General features: G+C 70.8%; 13 protein-coding genes. 4 read left to right on the top strand and 9 right to left on the bottom strand.

Annotated elements, in window-relative coordinates; translation table 11 throughout:
• Nucleotides 1-54 precede the first annotated feature (54 nt).
• The 3 genes from POL25_RS05150 to POL25_RS05140 form a co-directional block, all read right to left on the bottom strand.
• A complete protein-coding gene (locus tag POL25_RS05150; protein WP_272084712.1) occupies nucleotides 55-636 on the bottom strand; it encodes a DUF6624 domain-containing protein in 582 nt (193 codons plus the stop codon).
• A gap of 327 nt (nucleotides 637-963) precedes the next feature.
• Nucleotides 964-1593, bottom strand: a complete 630-nt coding sequence (locus tag POL25_RS05145; protein ID WP_272084711.1) for an SDR family oxidoreductase — start codon at nucleotides 1591-1593, stop codon at nucleotides 964-966.
• A 156-nt stretch (nucleotides 1594-1749) separates the two neighbouring features.
• Nucleotides 1750-2337 (bottom strand): hypothetical protein, encoded by a 588-nt coding sequence (locus POL25_RS05140; RefSeq protein ID WP_272084710.1) that lies wholly within the window; start codon nucleotides 2335-2337, stop codon nucleotides 1750-1752.
• A 286-nt stretch (nucleotides 2338-2623) separates the two neighbouring features.
• Between POL25_RS05140 and POL25_RS05135 the strand changes: the two genes are divergently transcribed.
• Nucleotides 2624-3901: a hypothetical protein gene (locus POL25_RS05135; RefSeq protein ID WP_272084709.1), complete on the top strand. Its 1278-nt coding sequence runs from the start codon at nucleotides 2624-2626 to the stop codon at nucleotides 3899-3901.
• Between the two features lie 248 nt (nucleotides 3902-4149).
• On the opposite strand, the gene POL25_RS05130 is transcribed toward POL25_RS05135, so the two are convergent.
• From POL25_RS05130 to POL25_RS05120, 3 genes are all read right to left on the bottom strand, one after another.
• Nucleotides 4150-5736, bottom strand: coding sequence for an ankyrin repeat domain-containing protein (locus POL25_RS05130; protein WP_272084708.1), 1587 nt, complete (start codon nucleotides 5734-5736; stop codon nucleotides 4150-4152).
• 168 nt (nucleotides 5737-5904) lie between these two features.
• Complete coding sequence (locus POL25_RS05125) at nucleotides 5905-6789, bottom strand: alpha/beta fold hydrolase (RefSeq protein WP_272084707.1); 885 nt, start codon at nucleotides 6787-6789, stop codon at nucleotides 5905-5907.
• 146 nt (nucleotides 6790-6935) lie between these two features.
• A complete protein-coding gene (locus tag POL25_RS05120; protein ID WP_272084706.1) occupies nucleotides 6936-7205 on the bottom strand; it encodes a hypothetical protein in 270 nt (89 codons plus the stop codon).
• Here POL25_RS05120 and POL25_RS05115 point away from each other — a divergent pair.
• Nucleotides 7189-7455: a hypothetical protein gene (locus tag POL25_RS05115; protein ID WP_272084705.1), complete on the top strand. Its 267-nt coding sequence runs from the start codon at nucleotides 7189-7191 to the stop codon at nucleotides 7453-7455. The two genes, POL25_RS05120 and POL25_RS05115, sit on opposite strands and share 17 nt — an antisense overlap.
• A gap of 77 nt (nucleotides 7456-7532) precedes the next feature.
• On the opposite strand, the gene POL25_RS05110 is transcribed toward POL25_RS05115, so the two are convergent.
• The 3 genes from POL25_RS05110 to POL25_RS05100 all read right to left on the bottom strand — a co-directional run bounded on the left by POL25_RS05110 (nucleotide 7533) and on the right by POL25_RS05100 (nucleotide 11994).
• Nucleotides 7533-8591, bottom strand: coding sequence for a hypothetical protein (locus POL25_RS05110; protein ID WP_272084704.1), 1059 nt, complete (start codon nucleotides 8589-8591; stop codon nucleotides 7533-7535).
• 345 nt (nucleotides 8592-8936) lie between these two features.
• The gene (locus POL25_RS05105) at nucleotides 8937-9596 is read right to left on the bottom strand and encodes a tetratricopeptide repeat protein (protein WP_272084703.1); all 660 of its coding nucleotides are present in this window, start codon (nucleotides 9594-9596) and stop codon (nucleotides 8937-8939) included.
• A 10-nt stretch (nucleotides 9597-9606) separates the two neighbouring features.
• A complete protein-coding gene (locus tag POL25_RS05100; RefSeq protein ID WP_272084702.1) occupies nucleotides 9607-11994 on the bottom strand; it encodes a 5'-nucleotidase C-terminal domain-containing protein in 2388 nt (795 codons plus the stop codon).
• A gap of 544 nt (nucleotides 11995-12538) precedes the next feature.
• On the opposite strand from POL25_RS05100, the gene POL25_RS05095 reads away from it, so the two are divergent.
• A complete protein-coding gene (locus POL25_RS05095) occupies nucleotides 12539-12715 on the top strand; it encodes a hypothetical protein (protein ID WP_272084701.1) in 177 nt (58 codons plus the stop codon).
• 91 nt (nucleotides 12716-12806) lie between these two features.
• Nucleotides 12807-14423 carry a hypothetical protein gene (locus POL25_RS05090; RefSeq protein WP_272084700.1) on the top strand — a complete coding sequence of 539 codons (1617 nt, stop codon included), beginning with the start codon at nucleotides 12807-12809 and terminating at the stop codon, nucleotides 14421-14423.
• The last annotated feature ends 309 nt before the right edge of the window (nucleotides 14424-14732 follow it).

Here is a 14732-nt window from a genome sequence, read left to right as displayed (position 1 = left end):
GGCGTCTGGGCCTGTGTCCATGTCCCTGAGGGACATGTCTTCGAGGACATGTCCTCAGCGCCAGCCGACGCGGCGCGCCCACGCCTCCATCTCGGCCTTGCGGGCCGCGGGGTCCGCAGGCGGCGGCTGGTCGGGCGGCGGTGGCTGGCGCCACACCATCGGCGGCAGGCCGACGGCTGCGCGCCGCTCCGCCAGCGACTCCGGCGCCTCGACCCCGACCATCGGCACCATCGCCGTGCCGTCGTCGCTCCAGTCGTACTGGGTGCCGTAGCGCTGCGGCCGGCCCTCGGACACGCGGATCCGGTCCTCGAGCTTCGCCACCTCGGCCGGATCGGCCTCGCCTTCGGCCGCGGCCGCCTGCAGGAGGGGCAAGCAGCCGCGCAGCAGCGCCGGCTCGCCGATCGCGTGTTGCACGATCCGCCACGCCGCGCTCGCCCCGTCCTCCCCGACCCGCGCTCGCCCCGGCCAGCCGACCCGCGCCAGGACCTCGCGCAGGTGCGCCGCGTTGCGGCGGTGCACCGCCTCCATCTCGGGGTGGTAGCCGGCGAACAGGCTGCCGTCGCGCGCCAGCCGCTCGCGCGTGTCGTCATCCTCGGCGATCCATCGCAGGAGGTCGGCGCGGAGGTCCTCGTCCATGCGGGCGAGCATTGCCGCGGTCGCTCGCGCATGCAAGCCCCGGCGAGCGAGCCCGAGAGTCGCGGATCGCGACGAGGGCCCGCAGCGAGCCCGGGTACGATTCTCCGGCGATATCGAGGCCGGGACGGCCGATGGCCTGGGCCCGGAGGGCCTGACGTTCGAGCGGGTCGCGGCGGCGAGCCCTGGTGATCGTCGCCCACGAGGTCCGCGGCAGGCTCGTCGGTCCGGCTTCGCAGGACGCTCGATCGCATGCCCGAGAGGACATGTTGTTAGAGGCATGTCCTGGGGGACATGCGCTTCGGGACATGTCCCGCGAGACACCTCGCTTCAGACGCGCGCGCCGAGCAGCGGGTCGGCGTCCGGGCGCTGCAGGCGGGCGTTGCTGAGCTCGAAGGTGGCGCCGAGGGCGTCGTCGCGGGTGAGCGCGGCGACCAGGGCGCGGGCGACGTGGCCGCAGTCGATCATGCGCGGGTCGGCGGTGGGTCCCTCGTGGAGGCCGCCCGGGCGGATGATGGTGAAGGGCACGCCGCTGGCGCGCAGCACGGCCTCGGCCTCGCCCTTGGGCGCGAACCACTCGAGCATGTGCGGCGGGATGCCGGGCGTGGGTACGGCGCCGATGGTCGAGCACAGCACGAAGCGGGCGACGCCGGCGTCGCGCGCGGCGGCGACCAGGCGGGTGGTGGCGGGCAGGTCGACGGTGCGCAGGCCGCCGTGCACGTCGCGGCTGCCGAGGGTGCTGACGACGGCGTCGACGCCGGCGAAGGCGGGGCCGAGGTCGAGGTCCAGGGCGTCGCCGACGACGAGCTCGAGGCCGGGGCCCAGCTCGGCCTCGGCGCGCGCGCGGTCGCGGACGAGCAGGCGCAGCGGGACGCCGGTCGCGCGCAGCAGCGAAACGACGTGGCGACCGGTGCGACCGGTGCCGCCGACGACGAGGACCCGACCAGACGAGGTGTGCATCGGCGGCGACGCTAGCAAGCCGGGCGCCGGCTGCCAACCGGCGCCATCCGTGGCGACGCGGCAGCGTCGACCGAAGCCGCGTCGACTCCGGGCGACAGCGGGTGCCCGGGCGGGCAGCAGGGATTCACGCGGCCGCGCCCGGACCTGGCCGAAAGGTCAGGAGCGACTGGTGCTGAAGCCCATGCACGACTTGGTGATGAAGACCTGCGAGATCGACTTGCTGTAGGTGAAGTTGCTGACGCCCTCGCCCTTCTCGTCGACGATCCACAGCGTGTCGCCCTCGTTGCCCTGGACGCTCATGGTCGTGTTGGAGCCGATCGAGTCGGAGCGGCCGCTGCCGTATTTGGGCTTGCTCCCGTGGAACAGCAGCACCTTGCGCGGGCACTCGTTGTGCAGCCGCGTCGACACGAACCGCGACGCCGCGTCGCCGCTGCTGCTGCTGCTGCTGCCGTTGCTGCCGCCGTCGTTACCGGCGTCGCCGGCGGCCTGGCGCTCGGCCTGTTGCTGGCGATAGGCGTCGGCGCGGGCCTGCTCCTCGGCCTCGTGCGCGGCGACCTCCTCGAGGGAGTGGGTGCGGCAGCCGAACAAAGTGCAGCGGGAGCTGTACTGCTGGCTGCGCTCACAACCCTGGGCGCGATAGAGGCCCTCGTTGAAGCCGCGATCCTCGACCCTGTCGATCTTCAGCGTATCGGCGCCGCACGAGAGGTCGGCGGCGGCCCGCTTTCGCACCGATTTGTCGAGCATGCCAGCGCAGGCGCAGAGAGGGAGGACGGCGAGAAACATCCACGCAGGTATCTTCACGGGTTCAGGGTATCGCTGATGAGCGCGCGAAAGTACGCCCGTGCGCGCCGCTGCAACCGGGAGAAGGGCCGCGCACGGGCATTCGGAGCGCGAGCGGCCGAGGTGGGGTCGCCCGGGCGCACGTGTCGTCGGGGATCGCCTCTCGGGCCCTGCTCGGGGCATCCACGGAACTGCCGATCGGGGCTGCCGTAACGGTGATTTCGCCGCCGGCTTGGCCGACAATCACGATGTGTCGAAGCGAACGAATCAGGCATGGGTGCTGCTCTCGGGCTGGCTGGTGGCGTGCTCCGGCGGCGGCGAGGTCACGGGATCGACGGGCGGCAGCGATTCGCCCGCGAGCGCGAGCGAGGCCAGCGGCAACACGGCGGGCACCGAGTCGCCGACGACGGACAGCCCGCCGACGACCGGCGGAGTGACGAGCGCGGGCACGACCGGGCCGGGCACGACGAGCGCGGGCACGACGAGCACGGAGACGACGAACCCCGGGACGACGGGGCCGGGCACGACGAGCGCGGAGACGACGAACCCAGGGACGACGGGGCCGGGCACGACGAGCGACGGCGAGACGACCGGCAACGCGTCGGCGTCGAGCGAGCCGGCCACCAGCGAGACGACCGGCGATCCGCCGCCGCTCGACGACACGGCGTGCCAGGGCTACGCGACGCGCTACTGGGACTGCTGCAAGGCCCACTGCGGCTGGGAGGGCAACGTCAACCCCGCCACCGAGCCGCTGCAGAGCTGCAGCAACTCGAACCAGAGCCTCGGCGCGTCGTACGACGTGGCGAGCTCGTGCCCGGCCCCGACCGCCAACAGCGCCTTCACCTGTTACGACGAGGCGCCGTGGGCGGTGTCGGCCACGCTGGCCTACGGCTTCGCGGCCGTGCCGGCGCAGGGCGACATCTGCGGCCGCTGCTACCAGCTCGATTTCGACGGGACCGGCCATTACAACCCGCAGGACCCGGGGTCGGTGGCGCTGGCCAACAAGACGATGATCGTGCAGGCGACCAACATCGGCCACGATGTCGGCGGCGGTCAGTTCGACATCCTGACGCCCGGCGGCGGGGTCGGGCTGTTCGACGCGTGCTCCTATCAATGGGGCGTGAACACGGCGGAGCTCGGGGCGACGTACGGCGGGTTCATGACGTTCTGCCAGCAACAGGGCGGGGACCACGCGCAGCAGAAGCAGTGCGTGCTGGCCCGCTGCGCGGCCGTGTTCGACGAGCCCGGGATGGCCGACCTGGTCGCCGGCTGCGAGTGGTACGTGAATTGGTACGAGGCGGCCGACAACCCGAACCTGCATTATCAAGAGGTGCCGTGCCCGCCGCAATTGGTGGCAGTCTCGGGCATCGACCGCGGCCCGCTCGATGACGTGAAGTCCTGCAAGGGCGGCGGCGGCTCGTGCTCGCAGCAAGAGATGGACGCGTGCGACTGCAGCTGGACCAACGGCGGGCAGAACTGCGGGCAAGACGACGGCTCGTGCTGCTGGAAGGCCTGCTGCGGGGACTGACTGTGACGGGGAGGTTCATCGGGGCGCGACGGCGCGAGCGGCCGCGCGCTCGCGGCGAGGCGGGACGGTTGCTTCGCCGGCAGCCGTGGCGACCCTGGGCGACGAGAGCTACGTCGGAGGCGCTGCGAGGCAGAGGCGACGATATGGCCTCAGGGACATGTGGTGAAGTTGCGTGAGGCGACTTCGCCGCCTGTCCCCGGGGACATCTTTAAGAATGCGGCGTCGGGGTCGTCGCGGGTGAGACGAAGTCAGCGGGCCGCGAGCCCGCCGAGGAACTCCGCGACCTCCTTGCGACGCTTCGATCTGGCGTAGGCGGCGGCGTTCTTGCCCTTGTCGTCGACGATGTCGGGCCGGGCGCCGGCCGCGAGCAGCCGCTTCACGAGGGTCATGCTGCCGAACGCGGCGGCCTTCATCAGCGGCGTCTCGCCGTAGCAGGCGACGTTGGGATCGGCGCCCGCCGCGAGCAGGCTGTCGAGCATGGCGACGTAGTCGGCCTCGGGGGCGTGATCCGAGAAGTTGGAACCGTAAAGCATGTCGGCGATGATGCCCTCGGGCGCGCCTTGCTTGTCGACCCGCGGGACGGCGCCGCGCTGCAGCAGCAGGGCGACGCTGCCCGACGAGGCGGCGCTGATGGCATAACCGAGGATGGCGCCGCCGGGGCCGCGGGTGTTGGCGTCGACGCCAGCGTCGAGGTAGGCCCGCACGACCTCGGTGTGCTTCTGCTGGATCGCCGGGATGATCAGCGGCTCGTCGTACTGGTTGCGGACGGCGAGCAGCTTCTTGTCGGCCGCGACAAGGCGCGCCACCTCTGCCCCGTCGCCGGCCTCGACGGCGGCGAACAGGGCCTCTTGCGAATTGGTGCCCCTGGCGCGGACCTTCCGGCGCTCGAGCGTGCCGTACGCGTCGTAGGCCAGCGAACCCTCTGCGAGCGCTTGGCGGTAGTCGGCAATATAGACGCCCAGGGTCTCCGCGAGCGGGCCGAGCGGGCCCTCGGTCTTCTCCCACTGGATGATCTGGCCCCGGGTCCCGCCGGGCCCGGGATTCATGTCAGCGCAGATCAGGTTGCCACCGCCATCCTCGGCGATCGGGATGAAGCCGCGGCTCCACCAGACGAACTGGATCTGGTCGTCGTTCTTGTCGAGGGCGCGCGGCCGGGCGCGCGCGAAGGCTCCCTCGTCGACGAGCTCGTTGAGGCCGCGCCAGCGATCGTGCGCGAGCCGCAGCTCGAGCAAGGTGTACTCCATGAAGGTCCGGCCCGGATGGGCGAAGCCGCGGGCGAAATGCACGTGCAAGGAGGCCTCGAAGCTCTCGCCGAACTCCTGCTCCCAGCGGGCGAGCGCGGCGCTGGCGTCCTTCGGCTTCGCCGGCAGGTCGGGGCGGTAGTCGGTCCCCGGGTCGTTGTCGGTGAACCAGGCGTCGATGAACTTCCAGTGGCCAGCGGCGTTGTCGGCGGCCGCTTTGATGGACGCAGGACTCGGCGAATCGGGGATGGGCTTGTTGGCGGCCTTGCCCGCGGGCGCGGGCTTCTTCGCGCCAGGAGCCTTGCTGGGGCGAGTGGTGGAGGCTTTCTTCGCGGCGGTCTTGCTCGCAGTCTTCTTCGCGGCGGTCTTGCTCGCGGTCTTCTTCGCGGAGGATTTCTTCGCGGCGGTCTTGCTCGCCGACTTCTTCGCGGTCGCTCGCTTCGCGGCAGCGGGCTTCTTCGCGCTCGCGCCGGTCCTGGTGGTGGAGCCCTTGCGCGCGCCGGAGGACGCGGCCTGCTTCGCCGTCGCCTTCGCGGGCTTCGCCTTCGCGGTGGTCTCCGTCTTCGCCCCGGTCTTCTTCGCCGTCTTTTTCATCGATCCTCCTCGAGCTCGAGAGCGCGGAGCTCAGCACGCAGGAACATGCCGCGACGGCCCGCTCGCGACAAGCCTCGTGCAGCATGACGACGGCTCGCCTCGCAGCGCCCGATTCTCCGGGGCCTCGGTCCAGGTACTACCTGATGCCGATACACCGACGCCCGGGAATCACTCGGCCAGCAAGGCGTCGAGGATGTCGCGGGTGCGGGTCCAGAGCACCGCGCTGCCTGCCTCCGGATCGATCAGATGCGGAGCATCGTCGAGGCGGCGAGCGAGGGTGCGGCCGTGGTCGGGCGAATGCACCGGGCTGATGTCGTGCGTGCCGTACCACAGGTGTACGGGCACGGTGATGTCCTCGACGGTGAACGGCCACGGCGCCATGGCGATGGCGAGGTCGCGGGCGTAGCCGGCGGGCCCCTGCTGAAAACCTTCGACCAGGCTCTGACGATAAAATTCGGCGAACGGCGGCCGCTCGTACGCGGCGCGGTCGATGTCGCTGCTCATCACCCGCGTCATGGTCGTCAGCCATTCGGCGCTGGCGATCGCGGCGATGTCGGCCTCGAGGCGGGCGGGGTCGGTGCGGGCCGCGTCGACCATGACCGCGACCTCGGCCGGGAGCTGTTTGTAGATATCCGGGTGCCCCAGCTCGTCCTGGCCGGAGACGATCGACGCGGCGCGCACGACCTCGCCGGCCGCGAGCGCGAGGGCGAACGGGCCCCCCTGCGAGAAGCCGAGCGCGCGCAGGTCGGAGAGGCCGCGGGCCTCGGCCAGGGCGCCGATGTCGGTGGCGACGCTGAACAGGGTCTTGCGACGATCGGGGCTCGAGCCACCGAGGCCGGGACGGTCGACGGCGATGAGGCGGACTTCGAGCTCCGCCAGGACGGCGCGATCGAGGCCGAGCGCGCTGCTCATGCCGGCGCCCGTGCACAGCAGCACGGGCGCGCCGGCCTCGGGGCCCCACTCGCGCCAGGCGAGCACGCGACCGTCCGCGAGGGTGAGGCGGTCGCTGCGATCGGCGGGGCCGACTTCGATGGCGGGGACAGGGTCGTGCACGGTGTTGCTCGTAACCCGGCGCGGGCAGGGCTGCAAGCGCGGCGGGCCCATGACGCGGCGCCGGGCGTGCCAGTCGCGCTCGGAGCCGGCGCGGGCGCTGCACGGGCGCCGCCCGGCGCTGAGCCTCACGCGCTTCGCTCGCTGAATTACTTGCAGTCTGGATCGGCTTGAAGGCTGGTGAGCATCGCCTTGCAACTCTCGCTGACAGCCATGGGGTTGCTGTTCTTGGCGAAGCCTTCTTTCGAAGTGGCGGCCATCTTGCGCAAGATGTCGCCCTTCGGCGCCGGCGCTTTGGCGGCGCAAGTCTCGACGGCCGCGAAGTAGTCCTTGCAGGCCTGGCTTTCCATCCCGCCGCCGCAGGCGGCCCCGGAGATCAGGGCCGCGACGAAGCTCATGCCGATGCTCTTTCTGGTCATGATGGCATCGTTGCATGCGCGCGACGCTCGAGGCAATCCGCGCGAGGGTCGCCCAGTTCCATACCGCGCGTTCGTGGCCCGCATGCGCGCATTCGCCTCGTCGCTCACGCACGTGCCCGGCAGGGAGCGGGCGATCGGGGCCCGCGGTGGTTCACCGGCGGCCATCCACGTCGTGGACCTTCGCGGGCGCACCCGCCGGGCAGCGGCTGGCTCTTCGGCCATGTCGCCGATCGTCGGCGCGACCGCGTGAGGCGTGACCGGCGACGAGGTCGTCGGTCGCGCCTCGACGCTCGACGATTGCGGGACGAGCACGCTGACGCGCCTCGCTCACGCTGCGCGCGACCACAGCGCCGCGTCGAGCTCGGCGCATAGCCGCGTGGCCACCGCGGCCGAGGGCACGCCGAGCCGCTGCAGCGCCGGCACCTCGAGCCGCTGCAGCGACGCGTCCAGCTCCGCGATCGCCGCCTGTCGCGCGGCTGCGACCTCGGCTCTGCCGGCGACATCGAGCTGTCCCATGAGCCAGGCGTCGATCGCCCACGCCAGCTCGGCGTGACGCGCCTCGTCGGCGGCGATCTCGACGTACATGCTGCGCATCGCAGGCTCGGCGGCGAAGCGGGCCTGATGGGCCGCCGACAGCGCCGCCCAGGTCTCGCGCACGCAGCCCTCGACCGCGTTCTCGACGGCGATCGCCAGCAGATCGCGCTCGGCCACCGCGACGCAGGCCGGCGGCGTGACCTCGGCGCCGCGGGCCCGCGCGGCGTCGGCGACGACCCGGGCGTGGCGGACCTCGTCCGCGGCGGCGGCATCGATGCGCGCCAGCAGCTCGGCCGGCGCGCCAAGGCCTGCCAGCTCCTGCGCGAGCGCATGGAACGCGTGAACCGAGGCCGCCTCGTCGTGAGCCGCGCGCGCCAGCCAGGCCGCGGCCGCTTCGGCGTCGCTCCCGTGCCCCCGCGACGCCACGCTCGCGTGCCGCCGGCCCTCGCAGTAGGCCGGGTAGACGCACGTGACCGTCACCTTGGTGGGGGCCTTGGCGACCTCGCACGATCGCAGAGCTCCGTGCTCTTCGCCCACAGACTGGCAGACGACCTGGCAGGTCTCCTCGTCGGAGAGCACGACGCCGCCCGTCGTGTCCGTCGTGCTCGCGTCCGTCGTGCTCGCGTCCGTCGTGCTCGCGTCCGTCGTGCTCGCGTCCGTCGTGCTCGCGTCCGTCGCCCCCGCGGAGGTAGTCGGCCCGGCGGTCGTGTCACCGTCGAGGACCGGCATGCCGCCATGCTGAAACTCCGCGAATTCCTCGGGCGTCATCTCGATCTCGTCCTCGTAGGTCGCCGAGCAGTTACCGAGCGGGGGATAGCAGCCTGACAGCAAGACCGAGAACAGCGCCGCCAAGGACACATCGAGTTTATTGAAAGAAGAAGAGATAAGCGGATTCGAAGTCATACCGCCGAGGCTAGCAGGCCGCGCCCTGCACGCCAAGCCGCCCGTGGCCGCCGTGGCCGCCGTGGCCGCCGTGGCCGCCCTCGGGGTCCTCGGGGGGATTGCGCGATGATGCAGGTGGCGGCCTTCGCCATCTCTGGCCCGCCTCGCCGTGAACCCGGCGGCCTCGGCGGGGGCATCGTGGCCGTCGGGACATGTACTCAAGGACATGGCCAAATGTACCGGTGACGGACGGCGAGCGCCGGCATCGCCGGCGGGCTCGACCTCGGCGGGCCCCATACCACCGACAGAGCGCGCTCACCGGTGATGGTGTTGCAGCGCGTGACCGGCGGCGGCCATGTAGCGGCGTGACTCGGCCTCGTCGATCGTCAGGCCGAGCTCCCCGTGGAGGTACGCGAGCGCGAGCGCCTGCAAGGCTTCGGGGTGCTCCATGGCGGCGGCGCGTTGATACAGCGCGATCGCGCGGGCGTCGTCGCGCGGCAGGCCGGTCCCGCTGCGGGCCGCCCCCGCGAGCAGGAACATCGCGTCGGCCGAGCCGGCGCTGGCCGCCAGCTCGAACCACCGCACGGCCTCGACGGGGTCCGCCGGCCCGCCCTTGCCGCTCTGGCTCATGCGCCCGAGGTCGTAGGCCGCGCTGCCCGGACGCGCCGCCTCGGCGCGCAGGAACCAGGCCCGGGCCTGGCCCACGTCGGCGGGCAGCCGGGCCGAGCCGCTCAGGTATCGCCGCCCGAGCGACACCTGCGCGTCGACATCGCCGGACTCGGCCGCGGCCGTCAGGGCCGCGAGCTCGGCTTCGGGCGCGTCGTGGGGCGCGTGCGCGTCGTGGGGCGCGTGTTCGTCGTGTGACGAGAGCCCGGCTCGTGCGGCGGCCTCGCGCGGGCCGGGCACCGGGCTCTCCTCCCGCGCGCACCGGCACAGGGCCAGCGCGGCCACGAGGACGACGAGGGTCGGCGTCATCCGCATGAGGTCACTGCGCGAGGTCGATCGCGTAGAGCGACAGCATCTTGTTGCTGCCGTCGTCCTGCTGGACCAGCGAGATGTTGTCGAGGCCCGCGTCCTGCGCTGAGGTCAGGGCGTTCTGCGCCGAGGAGAAGACCACGGGGCCCATCGTCGCGACCTTGGTGAAGCTCCAGCTCTGGGCGGAGCCGTGGTCCTGGCGGGTGAGGGTCGCGATCTTCTTGATGTAGGCGATCAGGACCTCGCGGTTGGTGTCCGGCGAGGCATAGATCGTCTTGCTGCCGTCCAGCCCGGGGAACTGCCCGCCGCCGCTGGCGCGGTAGTTGTTGGTGGCAACGATGAATTCGGCGTCGAGGTCGATGGGGGCGCCGTCGAACGTGAGGTTCTTGATCCGGCCGCTGGCCTTCTCGCCCATCGGCGGCAGAGGCTGGGTGACGTCGATCTCGTAGGTGACCCGCGGATCGGTGATCATGTCGAAGTTGTAGCCCGGCATCGACAGGTTGATCAGCGGCTGCGGCGTCACCACCTGCGGGTCGATGTGGTTGAAGCGAGTCGCCGCGGTCTCGAGCCAGTCGTGGAGCTCCGCGCCGGTCACCTTCACCGCCTGGAGCGTATTGGCGTAGAGGTAGAGGTCGGCCGCGTTGTTGATGGCGATGTTGCCCGCGGGGACGTCGGTGAAGTCGTTGCCGCCGGCGAAGCCGGTCTTGAACGGCGCGCTGACCGACAGCACCGGCAGGGTCGCGTACTCCGGCAGGTTGGCCTGGATGTACGCGGAGACGTGATCGGCCTGCGCCTGGTTGACGATCTGGATGGCGCCGACGTCGCCGAGGTCGGCGAACAGCGTCGTCATCTCGAAGTCGGTGGTGCCGATCGGCGTCTTGACGTACGCGACCGTCCCCTGGTGCTCCGCGTCCACGAGCGGCGCGATCGAGGGCTCGACTTCGACGTAGATCTTGGTGCCGTCGGCCTTGGCCTCGCACATGCCGGTGAAGGCGCACGGCTCGCCGGTGCGCCAGCGCTGCTCGGCGTCGCACGCCGCGGGCAGGCCGCCCACGCAGGTGGTGGCGATCGGTCGCGCCTCGACGATCGTCTGCTCGGCGTCGATCGTCCAGCGACCGTCGGTGTAGACGAGCCCCGTCTTGATCACGCCGAGGTGCTGCCCCCAGAAGTTCGCCATCACCGCCGGCACGTCCGCCACGGTGCCGGCCGCCTTGTCCACCATCGGCAGGTCGAACTGCGGCACCTTGCTGGCCGGGTTGGGGAAGATCTGGTGCGAGTGGCCCATCAGCATCGCGTCGATGCCGGCGATCTGGGCCAGGTACCAGGCCTGGTTCTCGAGCGCGGGCGTGTACATCGAATCGTCGAGGCCGCCGTGGACGATCGCCACCACGATCTCCGCGCCCTGGGCCCGCAGCGCCTCGACCAGCGGCGGCACGGTCTCCTGCACGCCCTGGGTGTAGACCTTGCCGTCCAGCCACTTCTTGTCCCAGTTGAGGATCGGCGGCGGCGTGATGTCGACGAAGCCGATCGTGAGGGTCGAGGTGACCGGGACGTCGTCGGGCCCGACGGCGGCGATCGTGCGCGACAGGAGCGCGGTCGGCGGGAACAGCGTGGCGTCTGTCTTGGCGCTGAAGACGTTGCTCGACAGCTGCGGGAACGTCGGCCCGGCGCACGCGTCGGAGCCGGCGAGGTCGAGGTCGGCGACGTCGAACGGCGTATGCGTCACCTGCGACAGGAAGGGCAAGCCAAAGTTGAATTCGTGGTTGCCGATGCCGCCGACGTCGAACTCGAGGTGATTCATCACCTTGTACATCGCCAGGGTGTCGGCGCAGGCGAGCGGCTCGACGAGCGCCTGGTAGTCGGCGAGCACCGTCCCCTGGATGGTGTCGCCGTTGTCGACGAGCACGGTGTTGGCGAACGCCTCGCGCGCCTGCTGGATCAGGGTCGCCGTGCGCTCGAGGCCGTACGAGGGATCGTCGGTCAGCTTGTAGTAGTCGAAGCTGAGGATCGTGGTGTGGAGATCGGTCGTCTCCAGCAGCGCGAGGACGGCTCGCGAACCCTCGGGCGTCACGGGATCGCCGGTGGTCCCGGAGGTGGTGCCCTCGGTCGTGGGGCTCTCGGTGGTGCCGGTGGAGGTGGTGCCCTCGGTGGTGCCGGTGGTGGAGGGATCCTCGGTGGTGCTGGTGCCCTCGGTGGTGCCGGTAGAGGTGGGCTCGACGGCGGTGGTGCTCGGCGCGGTCGTCGAGTTCGTCGTCCCCGCCTGGGTGTCGGTGTCGGTGCCGGCCGATTCCGTCGCGGGCGAGCCGCCGGAGTCGCCGCACGCGGCGAGCGTCACGGAGATCGGGGCGAGCAGGGCGACGCTGGTGATCGCGGAGACACGGAGTGAGAAACGATGCATGGTCATGATACCTCTGACCGCGATCGCCGCGGCGCTTCGGCGGGCGCATACTGCCCACGGTCATTGCACGCTGTCAATCGGGCTCCGCTTCGCGCGCATAGCAATATCGCCAGTCGAATCACGGGGCCCTTCACCGTATCCGCGCATCGCGGCAGCCATATCATGAACAATTCCCGGCGCAGCAGGCGCGCCGTGATGCTGGGGTCCGTGATCTCCACGGGATCGCAGGCGGTTCGCACCCGATCCATGATCACGCGTGCGGTCGGGTTCGGCGATGGCGCTCACGCCCGGCTCGCGCACCGAGCACCCACCGTGCTCGGCGATGGCCATGCCGTCCCAGTGTCCGCCCTCCGCGCCAGAAAGGCGATGCGGGAGTGGCGGTGGTGATGGTTGTAGCCGTCGACGAAGCGGACGCAGAAGCGCCCTACCTCATAATATCGTGTGAGACGTGGACCCCACGAAGTTTAGAGAGCAGGGCGAGTCCGTGAATCAAGAGCATGAGCAACCAAACCATCAAAAAAAGGGGCAAGGAGGAGCAATCGAGTTGGCGGGTCGAGCCCACGCCGAGGTCGTCGGCCACGACCCCGAGACCGCCGAGAAGGCGACGCGTCGCAAGTTCACGCCCGCGTACAAGCGGAAGATCCTCGCGCGGACCGATCACGCCAGCGAGGGGCAGATCGGCGCCCTCCTGCGTGAGGAGGGCAACCCGGCTCTATACTGAGCATCGACCCAAGTCGAGGCAGGCGGATGCGCCGGCGCCGAACGCCGCCCGGAACCACGCCGGCCCGGCGCGCATCGCCTCGGCGAGCCCCATGCCGCCGGCGCCGCTGCGCACCGTCCACGAGGCGCGCAAGCGACCTCGCCAGCGCGCTGTCGCCGAACCGCACTGTGACGAGCATGTCGAATTGTGCTGGGCGGGCGCCCGCGCCCCTGTCAGCGGCGACGGTGCGACGGCTTCGCGTGGGATCGTTGCGCTCGAGCATCATATACGCGGCCTCGACCTCGGCGCGGCCGTCACGTTCGAGACCACGATGCAGGTCGCTGCGCCGCTGGGAACTCGCTATGCTTCCCGCCCGCTGCAGGGCCTCACGATGGCGAAATCGCGCACTTTTATCATAGTCCTCCTTGCCATCTCGGGAGTGCTCGCGGTCGGGGCGTCGCGCTTCTTCGCGAGCGACGACCACAAGGTCTTTTTGACGGGCGCCGTCACCAACACCTGGGACGTCGTCTCATTCCCCGCCGCGCCCGTCACGCTGCCGGACACGTGGGCCTCGATCCCTACGCGCGACGCCGACGGCTCGCTGTTCGGCTTGGTCCAGAGCAACGGCGCCGGTGCCCTCGTGAAGCTCGACGAGGCCACCGGTCGCGTGCTCTGGCGGGTCGCCCTTGACCCGCAGCCCCCGAGCTTCGCGCGGATCGATGGATGGCGTGTCGAGGAGGTGTTCCCGGCGGTCCCGCTGACGCTCGCGGGCGACGGCGTGTATCTGATCGCCTGGTCGCGCGACTGGGTCCTCGTTTCGAGCGCCGACGGCACTCTCCGCAAGCGCGGCAGCTTTCCCGAGAAGGTGCCCCCCGTATCGGCAGTCGGCGGCGTCTGCCGCATCGCCGAGGGCTTCTGGATCGGCGTCGAGGACGACCGTGACGGCGGCATCGTGCTCGGCGCCGCCGGCGAGCTCGCCAGCGGGCGCAGCGATCGACCGCCGGACTGCCTCCCGGCGGGGGCCCGCAAGAACGTCGAGATGATGAGCCCGCTGCAGAACGCGCACGCCAGCAGCGAAACCTACCCGCCGGAGGTCTGCGGGAAGTACAATAAGATAAACCGAAGGAGCGAGGGGAACGCGTGGTGCTCCGACATGCGCAGCGACGGCGGCCCTGAGCGCACGGTGATGCTCAAGACCTTCGACCCGGTGTTTCGTGAGGATGGAGGCTGGCGGCACGTCGATTTCTCAGGGGATGTCATGAACCGCGAGGTCGACTTCGAGCCGAGGATCCTCGGCTTCGAGCTCGCATGGCCGCACGCCTTCTTCGACATGGTGGAGCATCGCAGCCAGACCATGGAGAATCGCCCATCGGCGGACTCCTTCGAACCAAAGCGCGTCGAGCAGCGCGACGAGGTGATCGAGATCGTGGCCTCCATCACCCGCGATGGCGCGCTGGCCTGGGCGCGGAGCATGTACCACGGCCCGATGGCCGCCACGACGGACTCGATTCACGACAATATGCTCCAATACCGCTCGCTGCTGCTCGCATCACACCCGGACTCGCCGGTCCGGAATCTCTATATTCTGAAACCGGGCATGCTGCTCGCGGTCGATCAGGCCACCGGGACGCCGCTGTTTCAGGTCGGCACGGCGCTCCCGCTGCCAGAGCGCCCGTCGCCCAGCCCGCCCCCGGCGACACCTGCCTCGACGGCGGTCCCGCAGCCGTGAGGCTTGGGACCGCGAGTTCCGTGACTGGATCCGCGGCGCATCGTTGAGCGTCCCGTGGGTGGGCTACCCGGTCAGCCTGCGGGCCGGGGCCCCGCAACGCGCCGCGCGGGTTCGGCGGGAATCTCGGCGAATCGGTGAGCGGCCATGCGCGGCGGCGGATGCGAAGGTGTTGCCGCCGGGTTCTGGCGATACGAGAGGCGTGGATCCTGCGATTGAGCCCTATGTACAATCGGCGCTCTCCGCGCTTATCGGGCGGACAGCGCGGGCGAGGAGTGCCAGACGCACGAAAGACGCATGTTGTCTCGAACG

Origin of the sequence: Nannocystis bainbridge (assembly GCF_028368995.1) — a bacterium.
Taxonomy (GTDB): Bacteria; Myxococcota_A; Polyangia; order Nannocystales; family Nannocystaceae; genus Nannocystis; species Nannocystis bainbridge.
The sequence above is the reverse complement of the archived record's forward strand: the minus strand, read 5'-3'. Positions and strand labels throughout refer to the sequence as shown.

Bases quoted from the DNA above. Each gene is read 5' to 3' on its own strand.
- POL25_RS05150 (WP_272084712.1), bottom strand. From the start codon at position 636: ATGGACGAGGACCTCCGCGCCGACCTCCTGCGATGGATCGCCGAGGAT.
- POL25_RS05145 (WP_272084711.1), bottom strand. From the start codon at position 1,593: ATGCACACCTCGTCTGGTCGGGTCCTCGTCGTCGGCGGCACCGGTCGC.
- POL25_RS05140 (WP_272084710.1), bottom strand. From the start codon at position 2,337: ATGCTCGACAAATCGGTGCGAAAGCGGGCCGCCGCCGACCTCTCGTGC.
- POL25_RS05130 (WP_272084708.1), bottom strand. From the start codon at position 5,736: ATGAAAAAGACGGCGAAGAAGACCGGGGCGAAGACGGAGACCACCGCG.
- POL25_RS05115 (WP_272084705.1), top strand. From the start codon at position 7,189: ATGCTCTTTCTGGTCATGATGGCATCGTTGCATGCGCGCGACGCTCGA.
- POL25_RS05120 (WP_272084706.1), bottom strand. From the start codon at position 7,205: ATGACCAGAAAGAGCATCGGCATGAGCTTCGTCGCGGCCCTGATCTCC.
- POL25_RS05105 (WP_272084703.1), bottom strand. From the start codon at position 9,596: ATGACGCCGACCCTCGTCGTCCTCGTGGCCGCGCTGGCCCTGTGCCGG.
- POL25_RS05100 (WP_272084702.1), bottom strand. From the start codon at position 11,994: ATGCATCGTTTCTCACTCCGTGTCTCCGCGATCACCAGCGTCGCCCTG.
- POL25_RS05090 (WP_272084700.1), top strand. From the start codon at position 12,807: ATGCCGCCGGCGCCGCTGCGCACCGTCCACGAGGCGCGCAAGCGACCT.